General features: G+C 67.9%; 15 protein-coding genes and 1 pseudogene. 6 read left to right on the forward strand and 10 right to left on the reverse strand.

The annotated features are described in order from the left end of the window. Positions 1 to 19: 19 nt before the first annotated feature. From ACWPN3_RS27355 to ACWPN3_RS27400, 10 genes are all read right to left on the reverse strand, one after another. A complete protein-coding gene (locus ACWPN3_RS27355; protein ID WP_492261850.1) occupies positions 20 to 1,738 on the reverse strand; it encodes a sensor histidine kinase in 1,719 nt (572 codons plus the stop codon). Between the two features lie 524 nt (positions 1,739 to 2,262). Then, complete coding sequence (locus tag ACWPN3_RS27360) at positions 2,263 to 3,051, reverse strand: DODA-type extradiol aromatic ring-opening family dioxygenase (RefSeq protein ID WP_492240138.1); 789 nt, start codon at positions 3,049 to 3,051, stop codon at positions 2,263 to 2,265. Between the two features lie 162 nt (positions 3,052 to 3,213). After that, positions 3,214 to 3,693, reverse strand: coding sequence for a F0F1 ATP synthase subunit B family protein (locus ACWPN3_RS27365; protein WP_109450543.1), 480 nt, complete (start codon positions 3,691 to 3,693; stop codon positions 3,214 to 3,216). 12 nt (positions 3,694 to 3,705) lie between these two features. Continuing rightward, a complete protein-coding gene (locus tag ACWPN3_RS27370; protein ID WP_492240139.1) occupies positions 3,706 to 4,341 on the reverse strand; it encodes a F0F1 ATP synthase subunit B family protein in 636 nt (211 codons plus the stop codon). A 93-nt stretch (positions 4,342 to 4,434) separates the two neighbouring features. After that, entirely contained in the window at positions 4,435 to 4,659 is a 225-nt protein-coding gene (locus ACWPN3_RS27375) for an ATP synthase subunit C family protein (protein WP_012973363.1), read from the reverse strand. Between the two features lie 78 nt (positions 4,660 to 4,737). Then, a complete protein-coding gene (locus tag ACWPN3_RS27380; RefSeq protein WP_098740366.1) occupies positions 4,738 to 5,481 on the reverse strand; it encodes a F0F1 ATP synthase subunit A in 744 nt (247 codons plus the stop codon). Between the two features lie 12 nt (positions 5,482 to 5,493). Continuing rightward, on the reverse strand, positions 5,494 to 5,862 hold the full coding sequence (locus ACWPN3_RS27385) for an AtpZ/AtpI family protein (protein ID WP_098740365.1): 369 nt from the start codon (positions 5,860 to 5,862) through the stop codon (positions 5,494 to 5,496). A 253-nt stretch (positions 5,863 to 6,115) separates the two neighbouring features. Further along, positions 6,116 to 6,730 (reverse strand): SCO family protein, encoded by a 615-nt coding sequence (locus ACWPN3_RS27390; protein ID WP_109450539.1) that lies wholly within the window; start codon positions 6,728 to 6,730, stop codon positions 6,116 to 6,118. An 88-nt stretch (positions 6,731 to 6,818) separates the two neighbouring features. Then, complete coding sequence (locus ACWPN3_RS27395) at positions 6,819 to 9,029, reverse strand: bacteriohemerythrin (protein WP_492240140.1); 2,211 nt, start codon at positions 9,027 to 9,029, stop codon at positions 6,819 to 6,821. A gap of 229 nt (positions 9,030 to 9,258) precedes the next feature. Further along, entirely contained in the window at positions 9,259 to 10,014 is a 756-nt protein-coding gene (locus tag ACWPN3_RS27400) for a PhoH family protein (RefSeq protein ID WP_109450535.1), read from the reverse strand. Between the two features lie 818 nt (positions 10,015 to 10,832). Here ACWPN3_RS27400 and minC point away from each other — a divergent pair. From minC to ACWPN3_RS27430, 6 genes and pseudogenes are all read left to right on the forward strand, one after another. Next, positions 10,833 to 11,600: a septum site-determining protein MinC gene (gene minC / locus ACWPN3_RS27405; protein ID WP_199237696.1), complete on the forward strand. Its 768-nt coding sequence runs from the start codon at positions 10,833 to 10,835 to the stop codon at positions 11,598 to 11,600. A 94-nt stretch (positions 11,601 to 11,694) separates the two neighbouring features. Next, positions 11,695 to 12,510: a septum site-determining protein MinD gene (gene minD, locus ACWPN3_RS27410; RefSeq protein ID WP_014247062.1), complete on the forward strand. Its 816-nt coding sequence runs from the start codon at positions 11,695 to 11,697 to the stop codon at positions 12,508 to 12,510. Continuing rightward, on the forward strand, positions 12,507 to 12,878 hold the full coding sequence (gene minE / locus ACWPN3_RS27415; protein ID WP_109450533.1) for a cell division topological specificity factor MinE: 372 nt from the start codon (positions 12,507 to 12,509) through the stop codon (positions 12,876 to 12,878). Before minD ends, minE begins: the two co-directional genes overlap by 4 nt. 280 nt (positions 12,879 to 13,158) lie before the next feature. Further along, a complete protein-coding gene (locus tag ACWPN3_RS27420) occupies positions 13,159 to 14,544 on the forward strand; it encodes a CRTAC1 family protein (RefSeq protein WP_492261851.1) in 1,386 nt (461 codons plus the stop codon). 230 nt (positions 14,545 to 14,774) lie between these two features. Next, positions 14,775 to 15,299, forward strand: coding sequence for a PAS domain-containing protein (locus tag ACWPN3_RS27425; RefSeq protein ID WP_492240142.1), 525 nt, complete (start codon positions 14,775 to 14,777; stop codon positions 15,297 to 15,299). Further along, positions 15,274 to 16,618 (forward strand): annotated as a pseudogene (locus ACWPN3_RS27430) (methyl-accepting chemotaxis protein). Before ACWPN3_RS27425 ends, ACWPN3_RS27430 begins: the two are co-directional and overlap by 26 nt. Positions 16,619 to 16,914: the final 296 nt, after the last annotated feature.

A 16,914-nucleotide genomic window follows, 5' to 3' on the forward strand; every position in this document is an offset into this window, starting at 1 on the left:
TTGCTCCGATCCTTCGGCCTTATGGGCCGATCTGCGTCATCGAGGTGCTGGTGGCCAGATGCCCGGCCGGCTTGAGTGCCGCGACCCGCAGCAGCGGCTTGGCATTGCCGACCGCCTCGACCTGGAGCGGGCGCTCCTCGGCCGGCGGTTCATAGACGGCGGGCAGGGCGATGGCGATGCGGGTGCCCTGCCCGGGCTCGCTCGCCACCTCGATGTCGCCGCCCAGCATGGCGGTGTAGTGTCCGACCAGCGTCAGTCCCAGCCCGGCGCCGCGCGGCTTGCCCTGGCCGCGGGTCGCCACTGCTCCATTGCCGGCGCCCTGGACGAAGGGTTGGAACAGCCTGCCGGTCTGCGCGGTCGCGAAACCGCGGCCGGTGTCGGCGACGGTGAAGCGGTACCAGCGGGCGCCGTCGCGCTCCATCCGCTCGGCCGACAGGGTGACGGTGCCGTCCTGGGTGAACTTGCAGGCGTTGTCCAGCAGGTTCAGCAGGGTCTGCCGCACCTTGGTGAAATCCGAATGCATCTGGCCGAGCGCGGCTGGCGCCGACAGGTCCAGTGCATTGCCGTAGAGGTCGGCGGCCGGCATCGACCGCTCGCGCGCCTCGGTCAGCAGCCGGTTGACGTCGAAATCCTGCAGGCAGACATCCATCGCCCCGGCTTCGACCTTGGCATAGTCGAGGATGGCGTCGACCAAACCGGTCAGCTGCTCGCCGGTCCACTGGATGTGCTCGACGTCGGTCGCCAGCTCGTCGACACCCAGCCGGTGCAGGTCGGTCATCAGCGCTTGGCTGGCATTGACGATCTCGGTCAGCGGACCGTGCAGCTCATGGCCCATGTTGACGAGGAAATTGCTCTTGGCCCGGCTGGCGGCATCGGCCATCGCCTTTTCGCGTAGCAGGCGGGTGTGCTCGATCTCCGCCTCGCGGCGCTCGCGCTCGGTGTCCTCGGCGGTGCCGCGCAGGGCTTCCACCGCGCGGGCCATGGTGGCGATCTCGTCCTGCCCGGTCAGCGCCGGCAGCGTCAGGTCGGTGCGGCCGGCGGCCAGCGCCGTCACCGCCGTCGCCATCGTCCTCACCGGACCGGCGACGCTGCGCTGGACCAGCCACAGCGCGGCGATGCCGGCCAGCAGGACCAGCCCGCCGATCCACAGCGCGACGCTGGTGTAGCCCGACAGGCCGCTGGTCAGCGATCCGCGCAGCGCCTGGGTGCCGGCCTCCGCCCGGCGGCGGATCTCGCCCAGATTGGCGGCGATGCCGGCGGCGTTGGCGGCCATCGCCTCGGCGCGAAGATTGTCCTCTTCAACCACCGAGCCTTCGATGGCGGACAGCACGCCGCCCGCCTTCGCCAGCAGGGCGGTGACCTCGTCGATCGACTGCTTGGTGCCGGGAACCCAGAGGTAGCGGTTCATCTCCGCCAGCCGGTCGCGGGCGGCGGTAAGCTGGGTCCGCATCGCCTCCGCATCCTGCGGATCGCGGCGGTCGACGTAGCGGGTCAGATGCTCCTGCATCAGCAGGGTGGCGATGGCGGCATCGCTGGCGAGAGCGGTCGAATCGACGCCGCCGGCATTCTTGAGCTGGTCCAGCTTGCGGCGGGTTTCCGCGACCAGCGGTTCCAGAACGCCGGTCATCTGGCCGTTGCGGTCGCTGCGCAGCGCAATCAGCTTCTGCACCGCCGCCCAGTAATCCTCCAGCGCGGCGCGGGCCTTGTCGATGCCCTGGCGGTCCGCGGTTTCGACCACGGTCTTGGACAGGGCGTCGAGCCGGTCGCGCAGCGTGTCGTGCCGCCAGGAGGCGTCGAGAAGACTTCTGGTCGTCGCCGTAAGTCAGATGGTCGCGCACCGCGACTTCCAAGTCGCGCAGGCTGACGTCGGCGTCGGCCGCCACCTGCGACAGGTCGGCACGGCCGGAAAAGGCACCGATGTCGCGCGACACCGCGTAGAACCAGCCGAGCCCAACCAGGGCCAGCAGGACCACCAGCCCGAGGGCGATGCCGAAGCCAGCGCCCACCCGCGCCGACACGGTCATGTCGAGGAATCGGGTCCGGCGGCCGCTCCGGGACAGAATGCCGTTCCGCTTCACACCGACTCCCGCTCGCGCTGTGCCTGACGATTTCCGCATCCGACCGGCCACAACCATTGAGACGATGATTGAGCGGGCCGGTCGCCACGCGCGCGGATTGTAGCTTGGCTATCCCCCCAGGCAAACAGACAAGTGTGCGACGGAGTACCGCCAAAGGTCAGGCGGCATCGGCCTCTGCGTCGGCTTAGGCGTCGGCTTCCCCGCCGGTGAAGGCGTAGGCGTGCATGCCCAGGCTGCCATGTTCGAAGCCGGTATGCAGCCGTTCGGTCTTCGGCCGCGGCCCGGCGGCGCCCAGGGCCACCGGCAGCGGCAGGAAATGCTCGTCGGTCGGGTGGGCGCGGCGGGCGTCGGGGCTGGCGTCCAGCCAATTGCCAACGGCATCGGCGTCGCCGGCCTCGAGCGTCCGGTCCAGCCAGCCGGCGAAGCCGGTGGCCCAGGGGGCGGCACCGGTGCCGCCGAAGCGGAATTCCCGCAGATTGTGCACCGCACCGCCGCTGGCGAGGATCAGGACGCCGTCACGCCGCAGCGGCTCCAGCAGGCGGCCGAGCGCGATGTGGTCGGCGGCGCTGCGGTAGGGCATCACCGACAGCTGAGCCACAGGGATGTCGGCCTCCGGATACATCAGCATCAGCGGCACCCAGGCACCATGGTCGAGCCCCTGCGACGGGTCGACCGCGGCCCCGGTCATCCCCGCCACCCGGCCGGCCAGCGCCGGAGCGCCGGGAGCGGCGTAGCGCATGCGGTAAAGCTCGTCCGGGAAGCCGTAGAAATCGTGGATGGTCTCCGGCGCCGTCGCCCCGCTGACCGCCGGAACCCGGGTGGTCCAGTGGGCCGACACCGCCAGGATGGCGCTCGGCCGGCCGAGCTTGCGGCCCAGCCCGGCGAGGAAGTCGCGGCCGGCGCTGGTCTCAAGGATCAGCGTGGGCGCGCCGTGGGACACGAAGACGGAGGGGAAGGGGGCGGTGTCGGACATCGGTGAACGGAACTCCGGCCGGGCGATGGGAGAGGGCGTTGGCGAAGGGCGGAACCGTTCCATTCGACCAAAGAAAAACCCCGGCGCCAAGGCCGGGGTTTTTCCAAAGTCCGTTGCTCGCGCCGCAACAATCGTTGCGATGGAACTGGGCAGGCTTACCGATCAGTGCAGGTGCTTCGGCAACTCGCCGATCGACTGCTCGATCAGCTTGTCGGCCTGGGCCGGGGACAGGCCGCCGGCCAGGACGCGCTTGCTGGCGCCGATGGCGACGTCGACCGTCAGGTTGCGGACCTCGGCCAGCGCCGCGGCTTCCGCCTGGGCGATGCGGTCCATGGCCTGGGCCTCGCGACGCTTCAGCGACGCCTCCAGGTCGGAACCGGCCTGGGACTGCAGACGGGCGGCTTCCTCACGGGCGTGGGCCAGAACGGCCTCCGCTTCCTTCTTGGCGTCGGCCAGACGGCTCTGGTAGCCGTTCAGCAGGGCTTGGGCGTCCTTGTGGAGACGCTCGGCCTCGTCCAGTTCGGAACGGATGCGCTCGGCGCGGCCGTCCAGCGCGGTGCCAATGGCGGCGGACGCCTTCTTCCAGACCAGGGCCACGAAGATGACGAAGGCGACGAAGACCCAAAATTCAGGTGCGTTCATCCCCGGCGCTCCTCAAGCACGGCCGCGACGGCGGCGTCCGCCTGGGCCTGATCGACGTCGACGCCGGCCAGACGGCCGGTGATGTCGCGGACGATGCCGGTCGAACTCGGCGCGGATGTTGGCCAGGGCCTGTTCCTTCGCCGCGGCGATGGAGGCCTCGGCGGTGCGCAGGCGTTCGGCGATGTCGGCGTTCAACTGGGCCTGACGGGCCTGGTTGTTCGCCTCGATCCCGGCGGCGGCCTGGGCGATGACGCCCTGGGCCTCGGCGCGGGCGCCGGCGAGGGACTTCTCGACCTGGGCCAGGATGGCCTCGGCCTCTTCCTTCAGCTGGGCGGCCTTCGCCAGATCGCGCGAGATGCGCTCCTGACGCGCTTCCAGAACCTCGGCCACGCGCGGGAGCGCCTTCTTGGACATGAGGTAGTAGAGAACGCCGAAGGTCAGAGCCAGCCAGAAGATCTGGGTCGGGAAATTGGCGGGATTGAGCTGCGGCAGGCCGCCGGAAGCGTGCTCGCCGCCGTGCGCCGCGTTCGGAGCGTGCTCCGCCGCGGCCGCCAGGACGGTGCCGGCCATCGTGGTGAGGGTAGCGAGCGAAGCGCCCGCCACGCCCGACCAGCGGGCCAGCCGGCCTTTGGCCAACAGGTTCGGCATGATCGGTCCCCCTAGGCAAAGGAGCGGCGCCGAAACTTCGATGAAGAAGCCCGGCGCCGCGTCAGAGCTGTTTTTTTGAAAGCCGCTCTGGCCTTAGGCGAACAGGATCAGGAAGGCGATCAGCAGGGCGAACAGCGCGACGGCTTCCGTCAGCGCGAAGCCCAGAATGCCGATCGGGAAGACCTTCGGCTGGACGGCCGGGTTGCGGGCGATCGAGCCGATCAGCGTCGAGAAGATGTTGCCGATACCCAGGCCGACACCGGCGAGGGCGATAACGGCAAGACCGGCACCGATGAACTTGGCGGCTTGAGGATCCATAGTACTCTCTTCCTCTAGGTAAGGGTGAACTTGTTGGAACTGTTGGTGGACTCAGGTCCGACGACTGTCAGGCGCTGCTTAGTGCAGTTCCAGGGCGTCGCGGATGTACAGGCAGGTCAGGATCGAGAAGACGTAGGCTTGCAGGAAAGCCACCAGGAACTCGAAACCGGTCAGGGCGACGTTGATCGCCAGCGGGATGAGGCCGGTGACGAAACCCAGCGCGCCGAGACCGCTGATCATCATAACCGTGAAGCCGGCAAAGACCTTCAGCATCGTGTGACCGGCCATCATGTTGGCGAACAGTCGGATCGAGAGGCTGACGGGGCGCATCACGTAGGAGATCACCTCGATCGGGATGAGGATCGGGGCGAGCGCGATCGGAGCGCCATGCGGCATGAAGAAGGAGAAGAAGTGCAGGCCGTGCTTCAGCAGGGCCAGGATGGTCACGAACACGAACACCGTCGCCGCCAGCGCGAAGGTCACGATGATGTGGCTGGTGAAGGTGAAGGTGTACGGGATCATGCCGATCATGTTGCCGATCAGCACGAACATGAAGATCGAGAACACGAACGGGAAATAGGGCTTGGCGTCGTGGCCGGCGTTGTCGCGCACCAGGTTCGCGACGAACTCGTAGAACATCTCGGCCAGCGACTGCAGGCGGCCCGGAACCATCGACTTGTTCGCCACGCCCATGACCAGCAGGGCGTAGATCGCCGCCACGGCCACGACCATGAAGAAGGCCGAGTTCGTGAAGGACACGTCGTAGCCGCCGAGCACGATCTGGAACAACGGGTTGATTTGGAACTGGTGCAGCGGATCCAAGGTCGTCCTCGCTCAGTGTGCGTCGCCGTCTTGGCGCTCGTTGTCGTCCCCAGGGGGCCGGCGGTAGCCGGCGGCGATGCCGAAGCCGGTGACGGCCCGGTAGACGTTCAGCACTCCCGCCGCAGCCCCCAGGAAGAACATGACGATCAGTCCCCAGGGCGCGGTGCCGAGCCAGCGATCGAGCAGAAGCCCGCCGCCGACGCCGACGATCATGGCGGCAACCAACTCCGTCCCGATGCGCCAGGCGGTGCCGAGAGCGCCCTGCGGCGGACGGTGGTATTTACTACCGGGTCCGCCCGACCAGCCGCGCTGTCCCTCACGCGCCTTCCGCAACCGGGCTTCGAGGTCATCCAAGGGATCGGGGGGCGATTTGTCGGTCATTCCGCCTCTCAATCACGCTTGGCTCGCAGCCATGCGAAAGCGGCGAGACCATACGGGCGGGGCGTTACCCTGTCAAGTCGCAAAACCTGTGGTGTAAGTCATTGAAAAGAATAGAAAAGAGCGGAAAAGTCATCGTTTTTGCCGCGCTGCGGCGCGTTGTCCCGCTCCAGCATGCGAAAAAACCCGGTGGTATGACCGCTTTTCAGGGTTTTTTCGCCGCTTTTCACCCGGTCCGCGGCCGGTCCGCCCCCCATCAGCCCGCGATGCGCCCCGACAAATCCTGCACGATCCTGTCGGCGCCGGTGCCGCCCGGATACACCCCGACGAATTTGCCGTCCGGGCCCATCAGGTAAATAAAGCTGGAGTGATCCATCAGGTACTCGTCCGCTTTTCCGTCCTTTTGCGGTGCCTTGGCATAATAGACGCGGTAGGCGCGCGCGGCGTCCCGCACCTGCTCCGGCGTGCCGGTCAGCCCGACCATCCGCGGGTGGAACAGCGCCACATAGTCCTTCATGTGCGCCACAGTGTCGCGGTCCGGGTCGATTGTGATGAAAACCGGCCGGACCTGCTCCGCTTTCGGCCCCAGCTGGTCGAGCGCCTGGGTCATCACCCCCAGTTCGGTCGGGCAGACGTCGGGACAATAGGTATAGCCGAAATAGATCAGCATATACTTGCCGCGGAAGTCGGCGTCGGTGACCGTCTTGCCCTGATGGTCGGTCAGGGTGAAGGGACCGCCGATGGGAACGGCGGACTTCGTGCCGCTTTCCACCGTGGTCGTGGCGCTGCGCACCTGCCACCAGGCGATCCCGGCGGACACGGCGATGGCGAGGACGGAGGCGGCGGCGATGCGCAGGAGACGTGTCTTCATGGTCCGTCAGGAATGGGGCTGCCCGCCGCCCAGGTCAAGAGGTGAGGTCAAGAGGTGAGGTCACATCGTCGCGCAACGCCCGTGCCGGTCAGGCCGCACGGGCCGCGACAGTTTCGCCCTGAGCCGCCAGATGCTCGCCGATGCGCTTGTCGGCGCGCTGGATGTGCTCGAACAGCCATTCGCGCACCAGCGCCAGCAGCTCGTCCGCCACGGAGTCGCCGGCGTCCAGCCGGCGGCGCAGGCCATCGGTGCGGGCACGCAGCGCCTCGTGCTGCGCCTTGTGGGCCCTGGCATCGGGGTAGCCGCACCGGTCCATCAGCCGCTCCTCCTGCTCGAAATGCAGGGCGGTGTAGGCGAGCAGCCGGCCGATGGCCTCGCCCAGCGCTCGGGCCGACGCCCGGCGGTCGCCGCCGCTCCGACCGGCCTGCCCGGCCAGCGATGCCGCCTCGTTCATCAAAGCGATCAGGATCATATGGTCGGTGTCGATGCCCTCCTCGCCCACTGCAAGGGCATCGGTCCAGGGCATGAAGATGGCGGACCGTTCCGAGTTGACGGCCGGATTTCCGCCGGCCGGCGCGGTGTGCAGATCGGCGAGCGGGGCGGCGTTGATCGCCCCGACATTGACCAGGAAGGAATCGACCATGCCGCGCAGCCCCTGCGCCTGCCGCGACAGCCCGCCCGCGGCATCGAGCAGGGCGTCGGCCGACCGTTCGGTCTCGCGGGCGGCGTCGGACACGGCGTCGATGCTGGTGGAGACCTGGCGGGTGCCCTCCGCCGCCTCGCCGGCGCTGCGGGCGATCTCGCCGGTGGCCGCGCCCTGCTGCTGGACGGCGGCGGCGATGGAGGTGCCGATCTCGTCGCTGCGGGCGACGATGGAGCCGATCTCGCGGATCGCCGTCACCGCGGCGCGCGTGGCCTCCTGCACGTCGGCGATGTGGCGGGCGATCTCCTCGGTGGCCTTGGCGGTCTGGTTGGCCAGGGTCTTCACCTCGCCCGCCACCACGGCGAATCCCTTGCCCAACTCGCCGGCGCGGGCAGCTTCGATGGTGGCGTTCAGCGCCAACAGGTTGGTCTGCCCGGCGATCCCGGCGATGAGGTCGGCCACCTCGCCGATCTTCTGGGCGGCCTGGCCCAGCCCGTCGATCCGCTCGCCCGCCCGGTGCGACGCCTCCACCGCCTGGGTGGAGATGGTCGAGGAGGTCACCACCTGCTCGCCGATCACCGCGATCGAGCCGGTCAGCTGCTCGGCCGCCGAGGCGACGGTCTGCACGCTGCTGGAGGCCTGCTGCGAGGCGCTGGCGACGGAGGTCGCCTCGCGCCGGTTGCGGTCGGCGGTGGCGGACAGGGCGCGGGCGGTGGTTTCCAGCGTGGCGACGGCGGCGCCGACGGTGCGGATCGTCTCGGCGATGGTGGCGTCGAAGCGGTCGGTCAGCCGTTTCAGGGCGCCGGCGCGCTGCTCGGTGACCCGGTGCTCGATCTTCTGCCGGTCCCAGTGACGGGCGAGGTCGATCTGCTGGACGCGGAAGATCTCGACGGTGCGGGCCATTGCGCCGATCTCGTCGCCGCGGCCCAGCCCGGGAACCGCGACCGCGCTGTCGCCGCCGGCCAGATCCTGCATGACGCGCCCCAACCCGTCCAGCGGCCGGACGATGGCCCGGCTGACCAGCAGGGCCAGCAGCACGGCGGCCAGCCCGATCAGCAGCCCGGTTCCGGCCAGCCGCAGCGCGGCCTCGCGGAAGGCAACGTCGACGTCGTCGATGTAGATGCCGGAGCCGATCAGCCAGCCCCAGGGGGCGAAGCCCTTGACATAGGACAGCTTCGCCACCGGCTGCGCCGACCCCGGCTTCGGCCAGAGATAGTCGACGAATCCGGCGCCGTCGGCCTTCACCACCCGGACGAACTCCTGGAACAGCAGCTTGCCGTTGGGATCGGCGTTGCGCGATACGTCGGTGCCGTCCAGCTCCGGCTTGATCGGGTGCATGATCATGCGCGGGGCGAGGTCGGTGATGAAGAAATACTCCCCGCCATCGTGCCGCAGGGACTTCAGCGCCGCCTTGGCCTGCGCCTCGGCCTGGGCGCGGGGCAGGGATCCTGCGCGCTCCTGCGCCTCGAAATGGGCGATCAGGCTGTGGGCGACCTCGACGACGTTGCGGGTCTTGTCCTGGCGGTCGGCCATCATCTCGGCCCGCAGGCTCATCAGGCTGACCGCGGCGACCAGGGCCAGCCCAAGGCCGGCTGCGGCCAGGATCAGGGCGATCTTGCCCTTGATGCTGATGCGTTCGAACAAGGCAACGGTCACGGCTGCGGTCCCTTCCGGCAACGAAACGGCGATATCCCCAAATTTTTCGGGACTTTTGCCGCGCCGCCGCCGAAGGTCAAGGCCTATTGTTCGTGTATCCTACGGTCTGTTCAACGAAATGTCATAATTGCAACCATAGCAGGGTGTGTCCGACGAACCGAAACGCCGCGGTCCGCGGGAGACGCGGCGAACGCCCCTCCCGCGCAACCTGCCGGTGAATTTTTCCTGATCAGAGCACGGTCAGCATGCTGGCGACCAGCGGATGGCGGACGATGTCCTTTTCGGTCAGCCGGGCGACGGCGATGCCCTCCACCGCCTCCAGCCGGCGGGCGATGTCGGCCAGCCCGGACAGGTTGTCCAGCAGGTCGGTCTGGTCGGGGTCGCCGGTCACAACCATGGTGGAATGCCAGCCCAGCCGGGTCAGCAGCATCTTGATCTGGGCGTAGGTGCAGTTCTGCGCCTCGTCGATCACCACGAAGGCGTTGTTCAGGGTGCGGCCGCGCATGAAGCCGACCGGGGCGATCTCGATGGTGCCGTCGGCCATCATGGTGCGCAGCCGCTTGGAGCCCAGCCGGTCGGTCAGAGCGTCGTAGAGCGGGCGCAGGAAGGGCGCCATCTTCTCGTGCATGTCGCCCGGCAGGTAGCCGATGCTCTCACCCGCCTCGATGGCCGGGCGGGACAGGACGATGCGGTCGACGCTGCCCGATTCCAGGGCCTCCACCGCCGACGAGATGGCGATATAGGTCTTGCCGGTCCCCGCCGGTCCCAGCGCCACAACCAGATTGTGCGTCTTGATGGCGTCCATCAGAAGCTGCTGGTTGGGGTTCTGCGGCTTCACCTTGCGGAGATAGCTCTGGTCGCGGCGATCCTCGCTCCCACCGAGCGGGTCCCAGCCGAAGGCGGCGGGGGCGTTCATACCGGGGAAGAGCGGGTGAACGGTGGAGTCGCCCGCCGCAGCGATGCCTTTGCTCGAACGCTTGGCCATGTCGCATCTCCTCGAATGGTGGGGGTGGAGCCGATTTCCGCAAGCAAGACGTCTGGGCACAAAAAAGCCTCCCGCAGGGGGAGGCTCGACCGGTCGCATGGCTGGGTGCTGATGAGTGCTTCGCCGGGGGCTGCCGCCGGGCCCCCTGCCGGATCACAACATGCCGGAACCTGACATGCGGGTCCGGGCCGACGGGGGAGGTGCTCTGGAGGCGAAGCAAGGTGCAAAAGAACCTCGTCGTCGTTGGAAGCCACGCAACCTGACTGTACCGGTCATAACGCGGCGCGTCAGGCAAAATTGCGGCCGACGCAAAATATTCATACCAGATGTGGTGTGGGTGCCGCAGGAAAGCCGCCAGAGCGGGCTTGGTAACCCTTTCCGCCGAGCCGGCCGGGCCGGTGGCTTAGCCTTCCGACTGAGGCGGCCGAAAGGCTTTGCCGCTGCCGCGGGCTTTCATTACTATGGTCGACCACGGGGGAAATCGAAAGGCATGTTGCAACCCTGGCCTGTCTCGCTCGCGGGAGGGCTGCGATCTCAGGTCGTCGTGCCTGACGTCTCCGGACGTCGTGGCCGTCGATGGCCGGAGACGGCGGGCGTTTGCCGAAGGGCAGGCTGCGGCATGGCTTCGGATTGTCACCCCTGACGGCGGGGAATCTCTTGAATCCGACCGGTGTGGACGGCTAGAAGGCGCTGATTGGCTGGCTCGATGCCGGGGCTGCGCGACAGTGGTTCTGGGTTGGGACCGGGTACTCGGGTTGGCCGGATGCGGCGAACCGGATGCACGGCACGGGACGGCAGGAACGAACGGGAAGGCTACGGTGAGCAGCGCCAGTCAGGTCGCCGAACGGGATGTGCCGTTCCAGTTGCGTGGCAACTCCTTCACCATGATGGTGCTGAAGGTTTTCGCCCCGACATCGCCGAATTTCTTCACCCAGCTGAACGTCAAGGTGCGCCAAGCGCCCAATTTCTTCCACAACGCGCCGGTCGTCCTGGATTTCGACGACCTGCCGGAGTCCGTCGTCTTCGATCTGGGCGCCTTCGTGGCGCAGGTGCAGGCGCTGCATCTGCTGCCGGTCGGCTTCCAGGGCGGGCCGCAACCGGTGCGCGAGGCGGCGATGGCCGTCGGGCTGACGCCGATGCCGTCGGGCCGCGCCGCCAAGCTGGAAGAGGTGGTGAAGGCCCCCGATCCGCGCCAGCCGGACCAGCAGGCCCCGATCGCGGCACCGCAGGTGCTGATCGAGGTGGTCCACCGTCCGACCCTGGTGGTGACGGAGCCGGTGCGTTCCGGCATGCGGGTCTATGCCGAGAAGACCGACCTGATCGTCACCAGCTCCGTCTCTCCGGGAGCGGAGCTGCTGGCCGACGGCAACATCCATGTCTATGGCGCGCTGCGCGGCCGGGCGCTGGCCGGTTTCTCCGGCGACACCAACGCCCGCATCTTCTGCCACAGCCTGGAGGCCGAGGTGCTATCGGTCGCAGGCAATTATCGCGTCAGCGAAGACATCGGCAGTGACTTTTATAAGAAAGCCGTGCAGGTTTTCCTGCGCGACGGCGTCCTCAGCATGGATCTGCTGAAGACCGGCTGAGGACTGTGGCGACGGAATCTTGTCCGAAGGCGGCAATCTTCGGGCGGTGTCTGGTATCGGTGACGGCAACTTTGGGATTATGGGAGAGGCTCCGTTGAGCAAGATCATCGTCATGACCTCCGGCAAGGGCGGTGTCGGCAAGACGACCTCGTCCGCGGCCTTCGCAACCGGGCTGGCGCTTCGCGGCTTCAAGACGGTCGTCATCGATTTCGACGTTGGCCTGCGCAACCTGGATCTGGTGATGGGTTGCGAACGCCGGGTGGTCTTCGACTTCATCAACGTCATCAACGGCGAAGCGAAGCTGAACCAGGCGCTGATCAAGGACAAGCGGATCGAGAACCTCTACATCCTCCCGACCTCGCAGACGCGCGACAAGGACGCGCTGACCCGCGAGGGCGTGGAGAAGGTGCTGAACGAGCTGTCGAAGGATTTCGACTACATCCTCTGCGACAGCCCGGCCGGCATCGAGCGCGGCGCCCTGATGTCGCTCTATTTCGCCGACCATGCGATCATCGTCACCAACCCGGAAGTCTCGTCGGTGCGCGACAGCGACCGCATCCTGGGCGTGCTGAACTCGCGCTCCCGCCGGGCGGAGCAGGGGCTGGAGCCGGTGACGCAGCAGCTGCTGCTGACCCGCTACGACCCGGAGCGCGTCGAGAAGGGCGAGATGCTGAAGGTCGACGACGTGCTGGAGATCCTGGCGATCCCGCTGCTCGGCGTCATTCCGGAAAGCCAGGCGGTGCTGCGCGCCTCCAACGTCGGCATGCCGGTGATCCTGGACGAGGTTTCCAACGCCGGCCTGGCCTATTCGGACGCGGTCGGCCGCTTCCTGGGCGAGGACATCGAGCACCGTTTCGTCACCCCCCAGAAGAAGGGCCTGTTCAGCCGGCTCCTGCGGAGGAGCGCATGAGCATCTTCAACTTCTTCCGCGCGGCACCCCGCGCGTCGGCCGTCCAGGCCAAGGAGCGTCTGCAGATCGTCATGGCGCACGAGCGCGCCGGGCGCAGCGGCCCCGACTATCTGCCGATGCTCCAGCAGGAACTGCTGGCGGTCATCGCCAAATACGTCAACATCGACGAAAACAAGGTCGAGGTGAAGCTGGACCGCGGCGGCGACTGCTCGACGCTGGAGGTCAACATCGAGCTGCCGGCGCGTGAGCAGGCCAAGGCCGCCGCAGCGGCCAAGACGGCGGAGAAGTCGGCCGGCAACGACGTTGGCGCGGCCAAGCGCCCGGCTGGCGGCGCCGTCGGCAATGGCGGCGCGAAGAAGCGCATCTGAGCCAAACCGTCGTTCCAACGGTTCAAACCCCTCCGGCGTCCTTAGCGCCGGAGGGGTTTTTCGTTCCGGCCCTGACGCCGTCCGCCGCGGTGTCGGGATGCGGCATCGGACATAGGCCATCCCTGTTCCTCCGTCCGGGTTTACGGCCGGCCGGGGACGGGGTATCAACAGGGATACACCGCACGAAAGCCCAATGGCTCCAAAGGTCTGTCCTGGACAGCCTTCCTTGAGCGGACCAATGGGCGACGGAGTGGACCGACCACGGGACAAGAGGGTGCCGATGTTCCTCGATTGCTCGTCGCTGATCGCCGAGAACCCGCCGCGGCCGTCGAACGGGATTGCGGTCACGGACATCGACGGCGACGGCGCCTTCGAGCTTGTCGTGGCCGGCTACCGTTCCGCCAACCTCGTCCTGAAATGGGTCGACGGCCGGCTGGTCGACATCGCCAACCCGCTGCTCGCCGATCCCGCCGGCCCGGCGCTGGGGCTGGCCGCCGCCGACATCGACGGCGACGGGCGGGAGGAGCTGTACATCGTCAATTCCGACCGCGCCACCGGAGCCAAGGACATGGCCGACCGGCTGTTCGCCTGCTTCGGCAAGCATTGGCTCGACCTGTTCGCGCAGGCGGAGAATGCTGCGGCGGCCAACCACACCGCTGCGGGTGCGGTGGCGGCGGTCGACCGCTGGGGCCATGGCCGCTACGGCTTCCTGGTGGCGACCGATGGCGGTCCCCTGCGCCTGTACGAACTGACCCGGCGCGGCCGGCTGGAGGATGGCGCGGAGGAGGCGGGGCTCGACTTCATCGGTGCCGCGCGCGGCGTCACGGTCCTGCCCATCGTGTCCGACCATATGGATGTGGTGACGGTCAACGACGGCGGCCCCAACCAGCTGTTCCGCAACCTGGGCGACGGCAATTTCGAGGAAATCGCCGAGGAGCGCGGCATCGCCGATTCGCGCCCGTCCGGCCGTGCGGTCGCGGCACTGGATGTCGATGGCGACGGGCTGTTCGATCTGGTCGTCGGCACCTGGGACGGGGCGCAGCGCCTCTTCCACCAGCGCATGGGCGGCGCCTTCGTCGAATCGGCCGGCGCCGACCTGTCGATGCCCGGCCGCATCTTCACCGTCGTCGCCGCCGATTTCGACAATGACGGCTATGAGGAGCTGTTCTTCCACGCCCATGGCGAGCCCAACCGCCTGTTCGGCTGGCGCAACGACCAGTGGCAGGAGCTGGAGCTTGGCGACGCCGCCGAGCCGAAAGGTCTGGGCACCGGCGCGGTCGCGGCCGACATCGACGGCGACGGCCGCCTGGAGCTGGTTCTGGCGCATGGCAACAGCCATGGCGTCCAGGATGGGGGCGGGCAGCCGCTGTCGGTCTACCGCCCGGCGGCCTCCCACAACGGCTGGCTGCGCGTCCAGCCGTTGACCCCCTTCGGCGCTCCGGCCCGTGGTGCGGTCGTCATCCTGACCGCCGGCGGGCGGCGCCAGCGCCGGGTGGTCTGCGCCGGGTCCGGCTATCTGTGCCAGGGCGAACCGGTCGCCCATTTCGGGCTGGGGCCACTGCACGAGGTGGAGCAGGTCGAGGTGCGCTGGCCCGACGGCACCGTGGTGACGGTGGACAACCCGCCGGCCGACCGGCTGCTGACCATCCCTTACCCGCCGGAATGACCGGACCATCATCCGGTCGGATGATGGTCACCCAAATATTTCGGCCTCGCAATGGGTAGGGTCTTTCCTGTCGCCTTCCGTCACATTAGAGTGCATTTCGTTGCGGCTCCCGTATTGCGGGATATCGTGCGGCATGCCGATCCGGACATATTCCGTTCCTGCCGCCGAAACCTGCTGCAATCGGGCGCTTGGGACCGTGCGGGTTTGGGAAGCGGGAGACCGGAAGGCACATGGCACGACGCGACGTCCCCCTGACGGGGGTGGAACGCTTCTTCGACCCGGATGAAGTCATCGTTTCCAAAACCGACCTGAAGGGGCGGATCACCTACGCGAACCGGGTGTTCCAGCGGGTCGCCGGCTATGACGAGGCCGACCTGATGGGGGCGCCCCATTCCATCGTCCGCCATCCCGATATGCCGCGCTGCGTCTTCAAGCTGCTGTGGGACACGCTGGCGGCGGGGAAGGAGATCTTCGCCTATGTGGTCAACCGTGCCCGCAACGGCGACCATTACTGGGTCTTCGCCCATGTCACGCCCAGTTTCGACGCCGCAGGGCGGGTGATCGGCTACCACTCCTCCCGCCGGGTGCCGGAGCGGGCGGCGCTGGACAAGGTCATCCCGCTCTACCGCCAGCTTCTGGACATCGAGAACAGCCATGCCGACCGCAAGCAGGGGATGGAGGCTGGCTTCGCCGCCGTCCTCGCTCTGCTGGCGGAGAAGGGGATCGGGTATGACGAATTCGTCTTCTCCCTCTAAGCCGTCCTCTTCCGGGCCATCGTCGCTGGCGCGGGCCGGCGGGCTGGCCGTGCTGGCTGGCGTGGCTCTGGCGGCGCTGCTGGCTGCCGATCTGCTGGGGATGGGCGGCCTGGCTCTGCGCGCCGGTCTGGCGGTGGCCGGTCTGGCGGCGCTGGGGGGGGCGCTGCTGTTCCTGCGCCGGGCCGGCGCGGCGGTCGACCGGCTGACGCGGGTGAACCGTGCCGTCGCCGCCGGCGATTTCGAGGCGCGGGTGATCGGCATCCGCGAGGGCGGGGCGCTGGGCGAGCTGATGCACGCCACCAACGACGCCATCGATCGCACCGACGCCTTCGTGCGCGAGGCGACCGCCTCCATGCATGCGGTGTCGGAGCACAAGTATTTCCGCCGCATCGTGCTGCGCGGCATGCAGGGCGGCTTCCTGCACGCCAGCCGCACCATCAATGCGGCGACGGAGAGCATCTCGCTGAAGGTTGCCGGCTTCGCCGGCGTGACCCAGCGTTTCGAAGGCCAGATCCAGAGCGTGTGCAGCGAGGTTGCCGACACCGCACACCGGCTGGAGATCTCCGCCCGGACCATGGAGACGGATGCGACCCAGGCGACCGGCAAGGCGTCGTCGGTCGCGGCCTCCGCCGCGCAGACCGGCAGCAATGTCGGCAGCGTCGCCGCCGCGACGGAGGAGCTGTCCGCCTCCATCGCCGACATCTCCCGTCAGATCGGCGATGTCGCCCGCGTCGCCGAGACCGCGGTCGGCGAGGCCGAGCGGTCCAACGCGCTGGTCGGCACGCTATCCGGTGCGGCGCGCACGGTGGGCGACGTCGTCACCCTGATCAACGACATCGCCAGCCAGAACCAACCTGCTGGCCCTGAACGCGACCATCGAGGCGGCACGTGCCGGCGAGGCGGGCAAGGGCTTTGCCGTGGTGGCGCAGGAAGTGAAACGGCTGGCCGATCAGACCGCCAAGGCCACCGGCGACATCGCCGCGCAGATCTCCGCCATCCAGTCCTCCACCGACGAGGCGGTGACCTCCATCGTCGGCATCGGCCACACCATCCAGTCGATCAACCGGATCGCCGCCGGCATCAGTGCCGGGATCGAGCAGCAGGGCTCCGCCGTGCGCGAGATCGTCGTGAACATGGAGCAGGCCGCCGCCGGCACCCGTGCCGTGTCCGACGACATCCGCGACGTCACCGACGCCGCCGGCCGCACCAGCAGCACCGCGCACGAGGTGTTCGCGGCATCCGGGCGGATGGCCGCGGAGGCGGACCGCCTGACCCGGGAAGTCCAGCTTTTCCTGGACGAGATGCACCGCGTCGCCTGAGGAGGGTGGCGCGTTGCATCGGCGCGCGCCGCATCGACTGCACGGCGAATGTGCACAGGATGTGGACGGCCTTTTTGCAATGCGGAATTGATCTGGCGTCTGGCAGTGTGAATAAGAATTTTTGTTGCGAATTCGTGGCGAATTCGTGTTACGTCTCCGCAACAAGACTGCCGCGCCTATGGCAAGTTTGCAACCTGTTGCGCAACCCGACGCCAGTATGCCTGCTGTTTCAGCAGCTTAACCGTACGCTAACCCTGATGAGACGGGTGACGGACTGTCCGCTGCGGCCAAGTGCC

The organism is Azospirillum sp. UENF 111221 (assembly GCF_058780625.1).

Bases quoted from the DNA above. Each gene is read 5' to 3' on its own strand.
- ACWPN3_RS27360 (WP_492240138.1), bottom strand. From the start codon at position 3,051: ATGTCCGACACCGCCCCCTTCCCCTCCGTCTTCGTGTCCCACGGCGCG.
- ACWPN3_RS27365 (WP_109450543.1), bottom strand. From the start codon at position 3,693: ATGAACGCACCTGAATTTTGGGTCTTCGTCGCCTTCGTCATCTTCGTG.
- ACWPN3_RS27370 (WP_492240139.1), bottom strand. From the start codon at position 4,341: ATGCCGAACCTGTTGGCCAAAGGCCGGCTGGCCCGCTGGTCGGGCGTG.
- ACWPN3_RS27375 (WP_012973363.1), bottom strand. From the start codon at position 4,659: ATGGATCCTCAAGCCGCCAAGTTCATCGGTGCCGGTCTTGCCGTTATC.
- ACWPN3_RS27385 (WP_098740365.1), bottom strand. From the start codon at position 5,862: ATGACCGACAAATCGCCCCCCGATCCCTTGGATGACCTCGAAGCCCGG.
- ACWPN3_RS27390 (WP_109450539.1), bottom strand. From the start codon at position 6,730: ATGAAGACACGTCTCCTGCGCATCGCCGCCGCCTCCGTCCTCGCCATC.
- ACWPN3_RS27400 (WP_109450535.1), bottom strand. From the start codon at position 10,014: ATGGCCAAGCGTTCGAGCAAAGGCATCGCTGCGGCGGGCGACTCCACC.
- minE (WP_109450533.1), top strand. From the start codon at position 12,507: ATGAGCATCTTCAACTTCTTCCGCGCGGCACCCCGCGCGTCGGCCGTC.
- ACWPN3_RS27420 (WP_492261851.1), top strand. From the start codon at position 13,159: ATGTTCCTCGATTGCTCGTCGCTGATCGCCGAGAACCCGCCGCGGCCG.
- ACWPN3_RS27425 (WP_492240142.1), top strand. From the start codon at position 14,775: ATGGCACGACGCGACGTCCCCCTGACGGGGGTGGAACGCTTCTTCGAC.